The sequence below is a fragment of the Ancylobacter sp. Lp-2 genome (genome assembly GCF_020523795.1).
In the GTDB taxonomy this organism is placed as follows: Bacteria; Pseudomonadota; Alphaproteobacteria; order Rhizobiales; family Xanthobacteraceae; genus Ancylobacter.
Genome location: NZ_JAJALI010000001.1, coordinates 434,948 through 451,921, shown reverse-complemented (window position 1 = coordinate 451,921; position 16,974 = coordinate 434,948). Strand labels below are relative to the sequence as shown.

Here is a 16,974-nt window from a genome sequence, read left to right as displayed (position 1 = left end):
ACGCGGACCCGGCTCGCGGCAATCCTTCGACTGTGAACGACCTGCTTCAGGCGAGGCCGCAGGTGAACAGGCGGCCGGCGCCCGGCACGGCATCGTCGATGCCGGCGAGCCGCAGCGCATGCCAGGCCATGGCGTGGTTGGACGAGGTCACCGGCAGGCCGGTGCGCGCCTCGATGCGCGCCACCGCCTCGGCGACGCGCAGGCTGGTGCAGGAGACGAAGATCGCCTCGACGCCCGGCGTCCGCTCCGCCAGCCGCTCCGCCGCCGCCTCGATGGAGGCGACGGAAATGCGCGCCGCCTCGCGGTCGTCCTGCCGGTTGAAGGTAGCATAGGCCGCCACATCGACGCCGCGCCCGGCGAAGTAGTCGGCCATTCCGGCGGTGATCCCTGGCGTGTAGGGCGTGAGCATGGCGATACGCGCGGCGCCGAGCGCCCTGAACGCCGCCAATGCGGCAGTGACCGGGGTGGTGCAGGCAACACCTTGGCGTGCCTTGCGAATTTCTCCGAACACCTGCTCCTCGCCCATCACCATGGTCGCCGAGGTGCAGCCGAAGGCGACCACGTCGAGCGACAGCCCCGGCAGGATGAGGTCGGTGGTGGGGGCGATGCGGGGGCCGATGGCGCGCAGGGTTTCCGGAGTGATGTCGACGTCGCTGGCGACGCGCGCCTGGTAGAGCCCCACCCCCGGAGCAGCAAGCAGGTGGCGGAACTCGTATTCGATGGTCTGGTCGGTCGCCAGCACCACCAGCCCGATATTCGCCCGCTCGCCGAGACGCGGCGCGAGGTCGGAAGGCAGGATTCCCAGATCCGCCGGGGCGGTGGCCGGCGGGGTCGGGGAAATGGCGGGGGACAGCGGCATGGGATTCACCATGGGGGCATCCGGGGCGAGAGGTCCGATGTCAGGCTGATCCGGCGACCAGCCCGTCGAGCGGGATGGCCGGGGTACGGCCGGCGATGAGATCGGCGGTGATGCGCGCCGAGCCGTGCGACATGGTCCAGCCGATATGGCCATGCCCGGTGTTCAGGTAGAGGTTGCGCAGGTGCCGGCGGCCGAAGAACGGCAGGTTGGTCGGGGTCATCGGCCGCAGTCCGGCCCACATTTCGGCGCGGTCGTAATCGGCTCCCTCGGGGTAGAGCTCCTGCGTCACCCGCTTCATGAAGGCGAAGTCGGACGGCCTGTGGCTCTTGTCGTATCCGGCGAACTCGGCGGTGGCGGTGACGCGGAGGCGGTCGCCAAAACGGGAGATGGCGACGAGGTTGTGCTCGTCGACCGCCGCCAGCGCCGGCGGCTTCGGCCGGTTGCCGATTGGAATGGTCAGCGAATAGCCCTTGATCGGGTAGATGGGCAGCGACAGGCCGAGACGGCGGCCGAGGGCGGCGCTGGCGGTGCCGGTCGCCAGCACATAGGCGTCGCCCGTCACCGTGCCGCGGTCGGTGGCGACGCCGGCCAGCCGGTCGCCGGCCGTCTCGAAGCCGGTGATGGTGGTGCCGGTGCGGATCTCGCCGCCGCGCCGGGCCACCAGCGCGGCGAGCGCACGGGTGAACTTGGCGGGATCGCCGGTCTCGTCGGTCGGGCACCAGATGGCCCCGGCGATCCTGTCGCCGACATGGCCAAGTGCCGGGTCGAGACCGACCACCTGCTCGCGGTTCAGCACCCGGATCTGCTGCCCGTCGGATTCCAACAGCCGCATATTGGCGATGCCGGCCTCCAGCGCCTGCTGGCTGCGGTGGAAATACAGGATGCCGCGGTCGTTGCGGTCGTAGGCGAGTTCCTCGCCGCCGATCACCTCGTGCAGCACCTGCTGCGAATAGGCGGCCAGCCGGTGCTTGAGCAGGGTGTTGCGCCGCGCCTTGGCGGCGGTGCATTCCATGAGGAACTGCCATGACCAGGCATAGAGCCGCGGATCGGCGGACAGCCGGAAACGCAGCGCCTGGTCCTTCAGCACCAGCGATTTCAGCAGCGTCATCGGCGCCTTCGGCGACGACCAGACGAAGGAATGGCCGGGCGCGACCATGCCGGCATTGCCCCAGCTGGTCTCGTCGGCGACCTCGGCGTTGCGCTCGATCAGCACGACGTCGTGGCCGTCCCGCTGCAGCTGATAGGCCGTGGTGACGCCGACAACCCCGCCGCCCAGCACGATGATCCTCATAGCGTCCCCGATGGCCGGCACGGCGCGCGGGACGACGCCCGGCCACCCTGCGGATGGTCAAATTCATAAGTGAATACACTTTAGAATTCAGTTATGAATGCACAATTCCAAATGTTGGGCACGCGGCGCCCAATCGCTGGGCATCGCGCAGCGGATCCGCCGCGCCGCGACCCGTTTCCGATCCGGGCCGAAATCCCTATAAGCAGGACAGGAGGGCGCGACCCGCATGGCACGCAGCAAGACCGAGCAGGCCGGCCACGCGCCCGGCGACGCCGCAGCCGAGCGCCGGGGACGGGCCGCCGACAGCGTCGAGCGCGTCTATGCGATCATCAAGGAACTGGCGATCGAGTACCGGTTTCGCCCGGGGCAGAAGATCAACGAGGCCGAGCTGGCCGCCCAGCTGTCAGTCAGCCGCACCCCGGTGCGGGCGGCGCTGAACCGGCTGGAGCGCGACGGCTTCGTGCTGACGGTGCCCAATAAGGGCTTCCATGCCCGCGAGATCACGCCGGACGCCCTGCGCGACCTCTACGAGCTGCGCGCCGCCGTCGAGCGCGCCGCCTTCGTGCTGGCCTGCCAGCGCGCCTCCGAGCGCGACATGGAAGCGACCATCGCCGCCTGGGAGCGCCATAACAGCCTCGCCGAGGAAGGCTCGTGGGCGAAGATCGCGCTGGCGGACGAAGCCTTCCACATGGCGCTGACGCGATTGTCGCAGAACGAGCAGCTGGCGCTGGCACTGGAATCGGTGGCCTCGCGGCTGCGCTTCTTCCGCCGCATCGCGCTGGAGGCGCTGCCGCAGCGCGCCAAGACCTATCAGGAACACGCCGCCATCATCGACGCGCTGCGCCGGCGCGACGCGGCGGCCGGCGCGGCGCTGATCGAGCAGCACATCACCCTGAGCTCGGCGCATGCGATGGAAGTGGCGACGCGCGGCCTCGCCCGCATCTTCTTCGGCAGCGCCGCCTGACGGGCCGACCGGCCCGCCGCCCTCGGCACGATGGCGTCAGCGCGGCACCATGCCCTCGACCATCAGCCGGATCGCCTCGCGCAGATAGGTGCGGCGGTCCGCCTCCTCCGGCCAGTCCGGCAGTTCCGGCAGCTTCAGCGGCACCGCGCCGAAGATCAGGTCCATCAGCATGCGCGCGGTATATTCCGGGCTGCCGATGCGGATGCGGCCGCGCGCCGCCTCACGCGCCAGCCAGGCGGTGAGCTCGGCCCGCGAGGGATCGGCACCGTGGACGCGCACGACATTGCCGAGCTCGGGAAAGTGCCGCAGCTCCGCCAGCACCATGCTGACCATGGCCATGCGCTCCTGATGCTCCGCGTCGTCGATGTCGACCCGGAAGATGGCGGCGATGGCGTCGACGAGCGACAGATGGTCGTAATCGCCGGGCAGCGCCAGCATCGCGAAGCGGTGCTGCTCGATGATCGCCGCGAACAGATCGATCTTGGCGGGGAACAACCGGTAGAGCGTACGCTTGGAAATCCGGCACTCGGCGGCGATCTCGTCCATGGTGGTGCGGCCATAGCCGCCGGCCACGAACAGGGCGCGCGCCTGCGTCACGATCTCCGCCGCCTGCTCGGCGTCGGAACGCGCCTTGGGCCGCCCGCGTCCGCGTTTCGGCAGGCTCGCATCCGCTTCCATCGATCCGCTCTTCGATATCGTCTCCAACATCGTCATCGACCTGTTGCGTCGCAGCACCGGTGGGCCGGAATCGCCGTTGCGTGAATTGACATGTAGCAAATCGATCAATTATAGAAACGCTAAAGTTTTGTAAATAAGGATCGACTGGGTGTCGCTTCCCTTTTCCTGCCGCATGATCAGCCTGTCCGCATTCGCTCTGGCGCCTCGGGCCGGTGCGATGACAACGCGGAGCTGATCCATCGTGCCGCCGCTCGCTTTCGGCCGTCCGGCCACATTGCTGTTCGTCTCCCTCCTGCTGGCCGGCTGCGCCGTCGGCCCCGACTACAAGACGCCGCAGCTCGACATGCCCGCGCATTGGGGCTCCAAGAAACCAAAGGCCACGCCGCGTCCGCCCGAACTGGCGCAGTGGTGGAAGCGGCTGCGCGACCCGGTGCTCGACGGCCTCATCGACGAGGCGGTCGCCGGCAATCTCGACGTCGCCACCGCCAAGGCGAAGATCCGCGAGGCCCGTGCCTCCTACCGCCAGGCGGTCGGCACGCTGCTGCCGGGGGTCGACGGCTCGGCCTCGCTTACTCGTAGCGACAACGGCTCCAACGTGTCCAGCGGCGGCGACGTCACCGTCGCCGGCCCGTTCACCCAGTACCAGGCCGGCCTCGACGCCAGCTGGGAGGTCGACCTGTTCGGCGCCAACCGGCGCGCCGTCGAGGCGGCCCGCTACGGGCTCGACGCCGCCGAGGAAGACCTGCGCGCCACGCTGCTGACCCTGGTCGGCGACGTCGCCAATTATTACGTCCAGGCGCGCTCGGCGCAGGCCCGCGCCGATCTCGCCCGCCGCACCGCCGCCTCGCAGCGCGAGACGGCCGCGCTCACCCGCACGCAGTACAATGCCGGGTCGGCCTCCGGAGTCGACGTCGCCAACGCCTCCGGCCAGGCGGCGAGCACCGAGGCCAACATCCCGACCTACGAGGCGGCCTTTGCCGAGGCCGTGCACCGGCTTTCCGTGCTCACCGGCCAGCCGCCCTCCGCGTTGACGACACGGATGAAGGCGGGCCGGCCGATCCCAACCCCGCGCCTGCCGATGCCCACCGGCATCCCCGCCGACATCCTGCTGGCACGGCCGGACGTACGCGTCGCCGAACGGCAATACGCCCAGTCTACCGCGCTGATCGGCGAGGCGGAAGCGGCGCTCTATCCGAGCATCAGCCTCACCGGCTCGGTCAGCTCCACCGGCACCAAGCTCGGCGACCTCGCCAAGAGCTCGTCGATCAGCTGGTCGATCGGCCCGTCGCTGACGGTGCCTATCTTCAATGGCGGCCAGCTGCGCGCCGCGGTCGACGTGACCGAGGCGCAACGCGACCAGTCCTTCATCGCCTACCGCGCCTCGGTGCTGACCGCGCTGGAGGATGTGGAGAACGCCATCGTCTCGCTGGGCCAGGAGCGGATCCGCCAGGGCACGCTCTCGACCTCGGTGCAGCATTATCGCGAGGCGACGCGGCTGTCGCGGGCGCTGTACCAGTCGGGCTCATCGAGCTTCCTCGACGTGCTGGATTCCGAACGCTCGCTGTATTCGGCGGAGGATTCGCTGATCGAGAGCCGCGCCGCCATCGCCACCGACTACATCGCCCTCAACAAGGCGCTGGGCGGCGGCTGGGACGGCACGGTCAACAGCTCGAAGCCGGAGGTAGTGGACCGCAATACCGGCCCGCACTTCGCCACCGCCCCCTCGCCGCGCCAGCCGTCGCCCAACGCCCCATGAGCTGCCATGTCATGAGCCGGCCCGGCCGCCCGCGTCCGGCGGAGCCCCTGGAGTATGGCCGGTGAGCAAGGGCACCCGCGTTCTCGGCGCCGGCCTGCTGCTGGCCGTGCTCGCCGCCGGCGGCGGCTATGTCTGGCAGCGCCGCACCGACGCCGCGACGCCGACGCTGATCACCGCGCCGGTGACGCGCGGCGACATCGAGGAGACCGTGCTCGCCACCGGTACGCTGAAGCCGGTGAAGCTGGTGGCCGTCGGCGCCCAGGCCTCCGGCCGCATCACCGCGGTGAACGTCAAGCTGGGCGACACCGTGCATGCCGGCGACCTGCTCGCCGAGATCGATTCGGTGACGCAACAAAATGACCTGCGCACCGCCGAGGCCTCGCTCGCCAATGTCACCGCCCAGCGAGCCGAGAAGCAGGCGACGCTGCGGCTGAACGAAACGACGCTGGCCCGCCAGAAGCGCATGGTCGACCAGAACGCAGTGTCGCGCGCCGATTTCGACACGGCCGAAGCCAATGTCGACATCACCCTCGCGCAGATCGACGCGCTGTCGGCACAGATCATCGAGGCGCAGGTGGCGGTCGACACCGCCCGCGCCAATCTCGGCTATACCCGCATCACCGCGCCGACCGACGGCACCGTGCTGTCCATCGTCAGCCAGCAGGGCCAGACGGTGAACGCCGTGCAATCGGCGCCCACCATCGTCATCCTCGGCAATCTCGACACCATGACGGTGCGCACCGAGATCTCCGAGGCCGACATCGTGCGGGTGAAGCCGGGCCAGCCGCTCTACTTCACCGTGCTGGGCGAACCGGACCGGCGCTACGACGCCACGCTCGGCTTCATCGAGCCGGCGCCGGAATCGATCCGCAGCGATTCCAGCTTCTCCACCTCGACCACCACCAGTTCGAGCAGCAGCTCCTCGTCCTCCTCGTCGGAGGCGATCTACTACAATGGCGTGTTCGACGTGCCGAACCCGGAGGGGCGCCTGCGCACCTACATGACCGCCGAGGTGCGCATCGTGCTCGGCAGCGCCAAGAGCACCCTCACCATTCCCGCCGCGGCGCTGGGCGCGCGCGACGGCGAGGGCCGTTACCAGGTGCGGATCGCCAACGCCAATGGCAGCGTGTCGACGCGCCCGGTCGAGATCGGCCTTAACAACAAGATCACCGCCCAGGTGCTGTCCGGCCTCGAAGAGGGCGAACGCGTGGTCATCGACCAGGCGACCGGCCAGACCGCGACCGCGTCCTCGCGTCCGCCCGGCCCGCCGATGGGGCTGTGAGGATGGGCCAGCCGCTCATCGAGATCCGCGACCTCCGCCGCGAGTTCCCCTCCGGCGAGCGCAGCATCACGGTACTGAAGGGCGTCGACCTCACCATCGAGGCGGGCGAGATGGTGGCGATCGTCGGCGCCTCCGGCTCCGGCAAGTCGACGCTGATGAACATTCTCGGCTGCCTCGACCGCGCGACGTCCGGCACCTACCGCGTCGCCGGCCGCGATGTCGCCGCGCTCGACGCCGACGAGCTGGCGGCGCTGCGGCGCGAGCATTTCGGCTTCATCTTCCAGCGCTACCACCTGCTGGCCGAATTGACCGCGCTCGGCAATGTCGAGATTCCCGCCATCTATGCCGGCCAGACGCCCGGGGCACGCCGTACCCGCGCCGCCGCGCTGCTCGGCCGTCTCGGCATGGGCGATCGCACCGGCCACCGGCCCGGCCAGCTCTCCGGCGGCCAGCAGCAGCGCGTCTCCATCGCCCGCGCGCTGATGAACAACGCCAACGTGATCCTCGCCGACGAGCCGACCGGCGCGCTCGACAAGCACAGCGGCGAGGAGGTGCTGCGCATCCTCGCCGAGCTCAACGCCGAGGGCCGCACCATCGTCATCGTCACCCACGACATGCAGGTGGCGAACCGCACCAACCGCATCATCGAGATCAGCGACGGCGAGATCCTCTCGGACCGCCGCCTGACGCCGCAGCCGGAGGCACCGGCCGCCGAGACGTCGGCATCGCCGGTGCGCGGCAGGCTCGGGGCCTTCGCCGACCGCTTCCGCGAAGCCTTCTTCATGGCGCTGCTGGCGATGCGGGCGCATGGGCTGCGCACCTTCCTCACCATGCTCGGCATCATCATCGGCATCGCCTCGGTGGTGAGCGTGGTGGCGCTCGGCCAGGGCTCGCAGCAGCGCGTGCTCGCCAACATCTCCAGCCTCGGCACCAACACGCTGGAGATCTTCGCCGGCAAGGATTTCGGCGACACCCGCTCCGGCCGGGTGACGACGCTGGTGGTGGCCGATGCCAACGCTCTGGCCGGCCAGCCCTATGTGGCGGCGGTGACGCCCACCGTGTCGACCTCCTCCACGGTGCGCTACGGCTCCAAGGAAGCCAATGCGCTGGTGAACGGCGTCGGCGCGCAATATTTCGCCGCCAAGGGCACCCGCCTCGCCGAGGGGCGGCTGTTCGACGCCACCAGCGTGCACACCCTCGCCCAGGACGTCGTCATCGACGAGAACACCCGCAAGACGCTGTTCGGCGACCTCGCCGGCAGCCCGATCGGCGAGGTGGTGTTCATCGGCAAGGTGCCGGCGCGGGTGATCGGCGTCACCGCCCCGCAGCAGGGCGGCTTCGGCTCCAGCCAGAACCTGTCGCTCTACCTGCCCTACACCACCGTGCAGGCGCGGGTGATCGGCTCCAGCTCGCTGCGCTCGATCACCGTGCGGGTGGCCGACGACGTGCCGACCGACCTCGCCGAGCAGGCGGTCACCCGGCTGCTCACCCAGCGCCACGGCACCAAGGACTTCTTCATCCTCAACACCGACGACATCCGCAAGACCATCACCGCCACCACCCAGACGCTCGCCTTGCTGATCGCCGCCATCGCGGTGATCTCGCTGGTGGTCGGCGGCATCGGGGTGATGAACATCATGCTGGTGTCGGTGTCCGAGCGGGTCGGCGAGATCGGCGTGCGCATGGCGGTGGGGGCGCGGCGCGCCGACATCCTGCAGCAGTTCCTCATCGAGGCGGTGCTGGTGTGCCTCATCGGCGGCGTGCTCGGCATCGGCGCGGCGCTCGGGCTGGGCGCGCTCGCCGGCGCATTCGGCTCCGGCTTCAGTTTCATCTACTCGACCGCCTCCATCGTCGCGGCGGTGCTGTGCTCTAGCTTCATCGGCATCGCCTTCGGCTTCCTACCGGCACGGAATGCCTCGCGGCTCGATCCGGTGGCGGCGCTGGCGCGCGACTGACCTGGCGAGTCGCTTACGCAGAGGAAGAATGGAACTTCCCGCGATTCCAGGACTTTAGCGGAAAACGCAGCCCGTCCCGGCGACCTGGCGGCCGGTCCATACCCGACTATATGCGATATTGCATTGCACTCCTTTATCGCTGCATAGCAAAAAATGGACAGCCTCTGCCGGCGTGGGCGCCGGCCAAATGCTCGGAGTACGCCAAATCATGAGCACCGTTGACATCGCCGGCCTGCGCATCGATGCCGCCCTCTATGCCTTCGTGAACGACGAGGCCATTCCCGGCACCGGGATCGACCCCGCCGCCTTCTGGAAGGGCTTCGCCGAGATCGTCGGCGAGTTCTCGCCGCGCAACGGCACGCTGCTCGCCAAGCGCGACGCGCTGCAGACGGTGCTCGACGACTGGCACCGCAGCCATAAGGGCCGGACCATCGACCCGGCGGAATACGAGACCTTCCTCAGCGACATCGGCTACCTGCTCCCCGAGCCCGACGCGGTGACGGTGACGACCGACAATGTCGACGACGAGCTCGCGCGCATTCCGGGCCCGCAGCTGGTGGTGCCGATCACCAATGCCCGCTACGCGCTGAACGCCGCCAATGCGCGCTGGAACAGCCTGTACGACGCGCTCTACGGCACCGACGCGCTGCCGGAAGAGGGCACTGCCGGCCGCTCGGGCGGCTTCAACCCGGTGCGCGCCGCGCTGGTGGTCGCCAAGGTGCGCGACTTCCTCGACGAGGCCTTCCCGCTGACCGAGGGCTCGCACCGCGACGCCACCGGCTATGTCGTCGAGACCGGCGCGCTCAAGGTGACGCTGGCCTCCGGTGACGTCGCCGGCCTCGCCAACGCCGCCCAGTTCGCCGGCTTCACCGGCACCGGCGCCGCGCCGACCGCGGTGCTGCTCGCCAATCACGGCCTGCATGTCGAACTGAAGATCGACCGTACGAGCCGCATCGGCGCGACCGATGCCGCCGGCATCGCCGACGTGATCGTCGAGGCCGCCGTCACCACCATCATCGACTGCGAGGACAGCGTCGCGGCGGTGGACGCCGCCGACAAGATCCTCGTCTACCGCAACTGGCTCGGCCTGATGAAGGGCACGCTCAGCGCCCATTTCGACAAGGGCGGCTCGACGGTGGAGCGCCACCTCGCCACCGACCGCATCTACACCGCGCCGGACGGCAACGAGAAGGTGCTGCACGGCCGCAGCCTGATGCTGGTGCGCAATGTCGGCCATCACATGATGACCGACGCCGTGCGCGGCACCGATGGCGCGGAAATTCCCGAGACGATCCTCGACGCCGCCGTCACCTCGCTAATCGCCCTGCACGACCTCAAGGGCTCGGGCGCGCTGCGCAACAGCCGCACCGGCTCGGTCTACATCGTCAAACCGAAGATGCACGGGCCGGAGGAGGTCGCCTTCGCCGTCGAGCTGTTCGCCCGCGTCGAGGCGCTGCTCGGCATGACGCCGACCACGCTGAAGATCGGCATCATGGACGAGGAGCGCCGCACCAGCGCCAATCTCGCCGCCGCCATCCACGAGGCGCGCGAGCGGGTGGTGTTCATCAATACCGGCTTCCTCGACCGCACCGGCGACGAGATCCACACCTCGATCGAGGCCGGCCCGATGGTCCGCAAGAACGAGATGAAGTCGCAGGTCTGGATCAAGGCCTATGAGGACAACAATGTCGATGTGGGCCTGAAGGCGCATCTCGACGGCAAGGGCCAGATCGGCAAGGGCATGTGGGCGATGCCGGACCGCATGGCCGACATGCTGGTGCAGAAGATCGCCCATCCGCTCGCCGGCGCCAACACCGCCTGGGTGCCCTCCCCGACGGCGGCGACGCTGCACGCCTTGCACTACCACAAGGTCGACGTCTTCGCCCGGCAGGCCGAGCTGCGCCACCGCAAGCCGGCGGCGCGGCGCGACATCCTGACGATCCCGGTGGTCGATCGCGGCAATTGGGAGCCGGCGGCGGTGCAGGAGGAGCTGGACAACAACATCCAGGGCATCCTCGGCTATGTCGTGCGCTGGGTCGACCAGGGGGTGGGCTGCTCCAAGGTGCCGGATATCCACGATGTCGGGCTGATGGAAGACCGCGCCACCCTGCGCATCTCCTCGCAGCACGTCGCCAACTGGCTGCTGCACGGCGTCTGCACCCCCGAGCAGGTGGAAGAGACGCTCAAGCGCATGGCCAAGGTGGTGGACGCGCAGAACGAAGGCGACCCGGCCTATGTGCCGATGGCGCCGTCCTATGACGGCTTCGCCTTCAAGGCCGCGCGCGAGCTGGTCCTCGAAGGCCGCACCCAGCCCAACGGCTATACCGAGTTCATCCTCCACCGCCGCCGCCGCGAGGCCAAGGCTGCCTGATGATCGCTGCCTGATGACCGGAGCCTGACGACGCCACCCGCCCCCGGCGGGTGGCTTCCCCACCGCCAGAGAGCGGTGGCGGCACTGATTTCCCAATGGACAGCCGGAGCGGCGCGACCGATAGTGCAAGGGTCGCGCCGATTATGACCGCCTCGAAGCGACCCGCTGAATTCGGGGCACTGCCCGTGGCACTCCGCCCGGGCCGCCATCCGGCCCCAGCGTCTGGACCGGCGGTCGATTGTCCGGCCAAGGCTCCATGAACCGTCTGCGTCGCGTCGTTCTCGCCCTTCTCCTGCTGCTGTCCGCAGCCCCGGTCTCCGCCCAGACCCCCGCTCCCGCGCCGCTCAGCCAGCAGCAATTCGACCAATTGGTGGATTCGCTCAGCAAGGCGGTGGCGGAGCGGCTGAAGAACGGCGCCGCCACGCCAGCCGCGACCCCGCCGGCCGCAAGCCCGTCCGCTGCCGGCCCATCCGTCGCAACGCCTCCGGGAGAAGCCGCCGGTGCCGTGCCGGCCTCCGAGCCGGCCCCGGCGCCCATGATGAGCATGGCGGGCGAGGAACCGATGAGCGAGAAGCTCATCGAGGTGCTCGACCGCAGCGACGACGTGCTGGCGGAACTGCCGGCGCTGATCGAGCAGGGCAGCCGCCTGCCGCACATTTTCGGCGCCGAGCTGAATAATGGCCGCGAACCTGGCCGCTTCCTGCTGCTGCTCGCCGCCTGCGTCGTCGCGGCGCTCGGCATCGAGAAGCTGCTGCGCTTCGCGCTGCGGCCGCTGCGGAAACGCCTCGCCAACCGGGTGAGCGGCGTCGCCTCGCTGTGGGCGCTCACGGCACTGATCAGCATCGACGTGCTGATCCTCGCCGGCCTATGGCTGGCGACGCATGCGATGATCGTCGGCTTCTTCGAGAACGGGGTACCGCAGGCCCGGCTCGGCTATCTCGTGCTCACCAGCCTGTTCTACTGGCGGCTCTATCTGGTGGTGTTCCGCATCGCCCTGCGGCCGAACCTGCCGCAGGCGCGGCTCGCCGAGGTCGACGATGCCGGGGCGCTGAAGATCTATCGCTGGACCGCGGTGCTGATCCTGGTGGCGATCGCCCTCGCCGATTTCCGCCGCGTCCTCGAGGGCATACAGGCACCGACGCTGGTGGTCGCCTGCGCCATGCTGATCAATACCCTCATACTCACCAGCCTGCTCATCGCCGGCTCGGTCGCGATCCGCGAGCCGATGGGCAAGTGGTTCCACGGCCTCAGCCAGGGCGGCAAGCCGGGACCGTTGGTCGCCAGCATCGCCCGCTTCTGGCTGATCATCGCCATCCCGTTCTTCCTGGTGCTCGGCATGGCCCGCGTCTACGGCGCCCTCACCACCGCCATCGGTGTGCAGGAGGCGATCGGGATGACGATGAACGTGCTGATCGGCCTTTTGGTGCTGGAATCCTTCATGGACAAGGTCTGCCGCCTGATGCAGCGCGAGGAGGCCCAGGCGCACAACCACCCGAAGCGGGAACGGGCGATCGAGGCGCTGATGCGCTGCGTGCGGGTGGCGATCCTGCTGGCGGCGCTGTCGCTGCTGTTCCGCATCTGGGCGGTGCACGGCGTCGGCATGATGGACATGAGCGGCTACAATGCATTGGCGGCCGCCGCCCTGCCGGCCGGCGCCATCCTGCTCGGCGCCTATTGTGCCTGGCAGGTGGTGGAATACTTCACCAAGCTCCATGCCGCCCCCGCCGCCTCAGGGATGCCCGGCCACCAGGATTCCGAGGACGCCGTCGCGCCGACCACCGCCTCGCGCATGAGCACGCTGATGCCGCTCCTGCGGGTCACCCTGCTGCTCGCCATCGTCGTCATGGCCGCGCTGACCGTGCTGTCGCAGCTCGGCATCAACATCACGCCGCTGATCGCCGGCGCCTCCATCGTCGGCCTCGCCATCTCCTTCGGCAGCCAGACGCTGGTGAAGGACATCGTCTCCGGCGTGTTCTACCTCGTCGACGACGCCTTCCGGGTCGGCGAGTACATCGATTGCGGCAAGGCCAAGGGAACGGTCGAGGGCTTCACCCTGCGCTCACTGAAGCTGCGCCACCAGAACGGCATGGTGCACACCATCCCCTTCGGCCAGCTCGGCCAGATCACCAATTTCAGCCGCGACTGGTCGACGCTGAAGTTCAACCTGCGCTTCACCCGCGACACCGATATCGAGAAGCTGCGCAAGACGGTGAAGAAGATCGGCATCGAGCTGCTGGAAGACCCCGAATACAAGGAGGACTTCCTGATGCCGCTGAAGATGCAGGGCGTCGCCGATATCGCCGACAATGCGCTGATCGTGCGGTTCAAATTCACCGTGAAGCCGACCCGCCCGACGGTGATCCAGCGCGAGGCGGTGAAGCGGATGATCCGCATCCTGCCGCAGCAGGGCATCGAATTCGCCAACAACACCGTTTCGGTGCAGTCCATGACCAGCGGCGATCCGGCGGCCGGCGCCGCGGCGAGCCGCAAGGTGGCCAACGATCTCGCGGAGAAAATAGCGGCCGAAGTCGCCACCGGCTGAGGCGATCCCGCCAGCCTATGCCGCGCCGTGCGCCGGTCGATCCCGCCGGGACGCTGCCAGCCCGCCCTAGCCGGAGAACTCCGTCTCGTGGCGCAGCGCGTCTTCCGCCTCGGGGTTGAGCGGATGCGCCTCGCGCTCCGGCGGCACCAGCGGCTCCGGCTCGGCGGCCATGCGGCCGGGCCCGTAATCGACGCCCTCCTCCATCTGGCGCTGGAGACGCTGGCGGTCGAGTTCGCGCACCTCGGAGATGATGTTGCGGGCGGCGTCGACGGCCACGCCGTTCGCCCGCAGCGTCGCATTGCCGAAGGTCAGCGCCGATTCGAAGGTCTCGCGGATCTCGTAATCGACCCCCTTCGCCTGCAGCGAGAGGCTGTGGGTGCGGTCATAGGCCCGCACATGCAGCCGGACATGCGGCACATTGGCCTTGAGTATCTCGACGATGCGGTCGGCGGTCTCGCGCCGATCGACGCACACCGCCACCACCCGCACCCGCTCCGCACCCGCCGCGCGCAGCACGTCCAGCCGGGTGCCGTCGCCGTAGTAGATGCGGAAGCCGAAGCGGCCGGCGCTCTGGATCATCTCGACATCGTTGTCGATGATCGTCACCTCCAGCCCCTGGGTCAGCAGGCACTGTGAGACGATCTGCCCGAAGCGGCCGAAGCCGACCACCAGTACCGAGCCGTGGGCGTCGGAGAAATCGTCCGGCTTCGGCACGGTGGTGTCGCGGCTCTCCAGCCGGCGGGCGATGCGCTCGCCGACCATCGCCACCGGGGGGCCGAGCATCATGGTCATCGCCGCGCAGGCCGAGAGAAGATCCGCCTGCACCGAGGTGAGCAGGCCGAGGCTGAGGCCGAGCGGGAACAGCACGAAGGAGAACTCGCCCGCCGATGTGAGCACCGAGGCGGCACGCACCGAATCCGCCTCCGACCCCTCGGACAGATGGAACACCGCCCAGACCGACACCGCCTTCACCAGCGTGACCAGCAGCGTGCCCAGGATCAGCAGCGGCGCATTGGCCAGCACCATGTCGAGATTCATCGACATGCCGATGCTCATGAAGAACAGCGCGATCAGCAGGCCGCGAAACGCGTCGACATTGGCCTCCAGCTCATGGCGGAAGCTCGATTCCGACAGCATGACCCCGGCGAGGAAGGCGCCCATCGCCATCGACATGCCGACCGCCGCCATCAGCGCGCCGGCGCCGAGCACCACCAGCAGCGCCGCGCCGGTCATCACCTCGCGGGCATTGCTGCGGGCGAGCACCTCGAACAGATGCGGCAGCAGATAGCGCCCGGTGCCGATCACCACCGCCACCGCCCCCAGCACGATGCCGACATCGCGCAGTGAATCGAGGATCGACTGGCCCTCATGCGTGCCCGGCACCATCAGCGGCATGAAGGCGAGCAGCGGCACGACCGCCATGTCCTGGAACAACAGCACCGCGAAGGCGCGCTGGCCATAGGGCTGGGCGAGGCCGTTCTTCTCCTCCAGCAATTGCAGGGCGATGGAGGTGGCGGAGAGGGCGAGGGCCAGGCCGGCGATGGCACTGGCGCGCCAGTCGAAATCCTTGCCGGCATAATGCGCCAGCACGGCGACGCAGCCGCCGGTGAACAGCAGCTGCGCCGCGCCGATGCCGAAGATCGCCCGCCGCAGCGCCAGCAGCCGCGACAGCTTGAGCTCCAGCCCGATGACGAACAGCAGCAGCACCACGCCGATCTCGGCGACGGTAATGATGCGCTCGGGGTCGCGGATGGCGCCGAGCCCGGAAGGCCCGATGGCGATGCCGGCGACCAGATAGCCGACGATGGGCGAGAGGCCGAGCCGTCGGGCAAGGGGGACCGCCACCACCAGCGCCACCAGGAAGACCAGCGCCGAGATCAGCAGCCCGTACCCGTCCCCGTGCATTCCCGCTCTCTCCCCTACGCCACCGGCCGCTGCGCCCGGTCTCGTGCCCCCGCTGTTCCGATGCTCTTCGGCCATGGCGGAACGATGGTCGCGACGCGGCCGAAAGGCGCCGCCGCCATCGGATCACCTTTCGCGGTGGGACAGAAGACGTCTAGCCGAATCGCCCGGAAAAACGACACGGAAACGCCCGCATGAGCGTACCATGCGGGCGCGGGCAGGCTCTCGGCAATGACGCGGCGACGGCCTCAGTGATGGGCGGGCAGGCCATCGGCGGCACGGGCCACCGGAATATCGGTGCGCTTGACCGGCGGCAGCGTCTTCAGCGATTCGACGACCAGCGGCGTCAGCCCCTCGCCGCCTTCGGCGATGTGGTCCTCGATCTTGGCCCGCATGCGCGGCTCCCAGAAATCCTTGACGTGCTTGGCGATGCCGACCACCGCCCGGTCGTGCTTCTGGGTGGCGAAGAAGGCACCGATCTGGTTCGCCATGTAGATCAGCCGCGGCAGGCTGTCGTGCGAATCATGCGACATGGGGAACGGTCTCCGTGTTGGGTCCGCCGGTCGCGATGCGCTGCGGATGGGTAAAGACTTCAAATCCATCGTCCCGCGCGATCGCCGCGAGGGTGATGCCCGCCGCCTCGGCGGTACGAACCGCCAAGGCCGTGGGCGCGGAGACCGCCACCAGCACCGAGGCGCCGAGCATGGCGGTCTTCTGGACCATCTCGATCGACACCCGGCTGGTCAGCAGCACGATGCCATCGGCCGCAGAATTACCGGTCGCCTGCCGGTCCTGCCGCACCAGATGACCGACCAGCTTGTCGAGCGCGTTGTGGCGTCCGACATCCTCGCGCACCGCCACCAGCCCGGCCTCCGGCTCCCAGAAGCCGGCGGCATGCACCGCGCGGGTTGCGTGGTTGAGATGCTGCGCCGGGGCGAGTGAGGCTATGGCGCGGGCGATGTCGGCGGGGGAGAACACCCGCCCCTCGCCGACCGACCGTGCCGGCTTCACCGCCAGTTCGAGGCTCTCCACCCCGCACAGGCCGCAGCCGGTCGGCCCGGCGATCTGCCGCCGGCGCGCCACCATTTGGCCGGCGCGCTCGGCATTGATCCACAAGCGGATCTCGACGCCCTCGTCGAACTCGAGAAGCTCCAGATCCTCGATGTCCGAACGGGCGCCGATCACGCCCTCGGTGAGGCTGAAGCCGATGCCGAAATCCTCGAGATCGGCCGGCGTCGCCATCATCACGGCATAGGTGGAGCCGTTATGGACGATGGCGACCGGCGTCTCCTCGGGGATCGCGCGCTCGCCTTCCCGCACGCCCTGGGGCGTGCAGGCCAGACGGGAAACGCGGACAACCGGCTCGATCATCGC

At 69.0% G+C, this 16,974-nt stretch carries 12 protein-coding genes; 6 read left to right on the top strand and 6 right to left on the bottom strand.

Annotation, left to right across the window (positions count from 1 at the left end; translation table 11 throughout):
- Positions 1-46: 46 nt before the first annotated feature.
- Both LGR54_RS02135 and LGR54_RS02130 read right to left on the bottom strand, forming a co-directional pair.
- The gene (locus LGR54_RS02135; protein WP_230360323.1) at positions 47-871 is read right to left on the bottom strand and encodes an Asp/Glu racemase; all 825 of its coding nucleotides are present in this window, start codon (positions 869-871) and stop codon (positions 47-49) included.
- Between the two features lie 28 nt (positions 872-899).
- Positions 900-2,150: a D-amino acid dehydrogenase gene (locus tag LGR54_RS02130; RefSeq protein WP_230360322.1), complete on the bottom strand. Its 1,251-nt coding sequence runs from the start codon at positions 2,148-2,150 to the stop codon at positions 900-902.
- Positions 2,151-2,376: 226 nt separating this feature from the next.
- Here LGR54_RS02130 and LGR54_RS02125 point away from each other — a divergent pair, with 226 nt between their 5' ends.
- A complete protein-coding gene (locus LGR54_RS02125) occupies positions 2,377-3,114 on the top strand; it encodes a GntR family transcriptional regulator (protein WP_230360321.1) in 738 nt (245 codons plus the stop codon).
- Positions 3,115-3,150: 36 nt separating this feature from the next.
- On the opposite strand, the gene LGR54_RS02120 is transcribed toward LGR54_RS02125, so the two are convergent.
- A complete protein-coding gene (locus tag LGR54_RS02120) occupies positions 3,151-3,792 on the bottom strand; it encodes a TetR/AcrR family transcriptional regulator (protein ID WP_230360320.1) in 642 nt (213 codons plus the stop codon).
- A gap of 241 nt (positions 3,793-4,033) precedes the next feature.
- Here LGR54_RS02120 and LGR54_RS02115 point away from each other — a divergent pair, with 241 nt between their 5' ends.
- The 5 genes from LGR54_RS02115 to LGR54_RS02095 all read left to right on the top strand — a co-directional run bounded on the left by LGR54_RS02115 (position 4,034) and on the right by LGR54_RS02095 (position 13,698).
- The gene (locus tag LGR54_RS02115) at positions 4,034-5,548 is read left to right on the top strand and encodes an efflux transporter outer membrane subunit (protein WP_230360319.1); all 1,515 of its coding nucleotides are present in this window, start codon (positions 4,034-4,036) and stop codon (positions 5,546-5,548) included.
- 61 nt (positions 5,549-5,609) lie between these two features.
- A complete protein-coding gene (locus LGR54_RS02110) occupies positions 5,610-6,830 on the top strand; it encodes an efflux RND transporter periplasmic adaptor subunit (RefSeq protein WP_370638110.1) in 1,221 nt (406 codons plus the stop codon).
- 2 nt (positions 6,831-6,832) lie between these two features.
- On the top strand, positions 6,833-8,785 hold the full coding sequence (locus LGR54_RS02105; protein WP_230360318.1) for a MacB family efflux pump subunit: 1,953 nt from the start codon (positions 6,833-6,835) through the stop codon (positions 8,783-8,785).
- 208 nt (positions 8,786-8,993) lie between these two features.
- On the top strand, positions 8,994-11,156 hold the full coding sequence (locus tag LGR54_RS02100) for a malate synthase G (protein WP_230360317.1): 2,163 nt from the start codon (positions 8,994-8,996) through the stop codon (positions 11,154-11,156).
- A gap of 256 nt (positions 11,157-11,412) precedes the next feature.
- Entirely contained in the window at positions 11,413-13,698 is a 2,286-nt protein-coding gene (locus LGR54_RS02095; protein ID WP_230360316.1) for a mechanosensitive ion channel family protein, read from the top strand.
- Positions 13,699-13,764: 66 nt separating this feature from the next.
- On the opposite strand, the gene LGR54_RS02090 is transcribed toward LGR54_RS02095, so the two are convergent.
- From LGR54_RS02090 to fdhD, 3 genes are all read right to left on the bottom strand, one after another.
- The gene (locus tag LGR54_RS02090) at positions 13,765-15,603 is read right to left on the bottom strand and encodes a monovalent cation:proton antiporter-2 (CPA2) family protein (RefSeq protein ID WP_230360315.1); all 1,839 of its coding nucleotides are present in this window, start codon (positions 15,601-15,603) and stop codon (positions 13,765-13,767) included.
- Positions 15,604-15,848: 245 nt separating this feature from the next.
- Positions 15,849-16,133 carry a formate dehydrogenase subunit delta gene (locus tag LGR54_RS02085; RefSeq protein WP_230360314.1) on the bottom strand — a complete coding sequence of 95 codons (285 nt, stop codon included), beginning with the start codon at positions 16,131-16,133 and terminating at the stop codon, positions 15,849-15,851.
- Positions 16,123-16,971 carry a formate dehydrogenase accessory sulfurtransferase FdhD gene (fdhD, locus tag LGR54_RS02080; protein WP_230360313.1) on the bottom strand — a complete coding sequence of 283 codons (849 nt, stop codon included), beginning with the start codon at positions 16,969-16,971 and terminating at the stop codon, positions 16,123-16,125. Before fdhD ends, LGR54_RS02085 begins: the two co-directional genes overlap by 11 nt.
- Between the last annotated feature and the right edge of the window lie 3 nt (positions 16,972-16,974).

Coding starts and splice junctions, on each gene's coding strand:
- LGR54_RS02130 (WP_230360322.1), bottom strand. CDS start 2,150: ATGAGGATCATCGTGCTGGGCGGCGGGGTTGTCGGCGTCACCACGGCC.
- LGR54_RS02120 (WP_230360320.1), bottom strand. CDS start 3,792: ATGGAAGCGGATGCGAGCCTGCCGAAACGCGGACGCGGGCGGCCCAAG.
- LGR54_RS02135 (WP_230360323.1), bottom strand. CDS start 871: ATGGTGAATCCCATGCCGCTGTCCCCCGCCATTTCCCCGACCCCGCCG.
- LGR54_RS02105 (WP_230360318.1), top strand. CDS start 6,833: ATGGGCCAGCCGCTCATCGAGATCCGCGACCTCCGCCGCGAGTTCCCC.
- LGR54_RS02100 (WP_230360317.1), top strand. CDS start 8,994: ATGAGCACCGTTGACATCGCCGGCCTGCGCATCGATGCCGCCCTCTAT.
- LGR54_RS02085 (WP_230360314.1), bottom strand. CDS start 16,133: ATGTCGCATGATTCGCACGACAGCCTGCCGCGGCTGATCTACATGGCG.
- LGR54_RS02090 (WP_230360315.1), bottom strand. CDS start 15,603: ATGCACGGGGACGGGTACGGGCTGCTGATCTCGGCGCTGGTCTTCCTG.
- LGR54_RS02095 (WP_230360316.1), top strand. CDS start 11,413: ATGAACCGTCTGCGTCGCGTCGTTCTCGCCCTTCTCCTGCTGCTGTCC.
- LGR54_RS02125 (WP_230360321.1), top strand. CDS start 2,377: ATGGCACGCAGCAAGACCGAGCAGGCCGGCCACGCGCCCGGCGACGCC.
- fdhD (WP_230360313.1), bottom strand. CDS start 16,971: ATGATCGAGCCGGTTGTCCGCGTTTCCCGTCTGGCCTGCACGCCCCAG.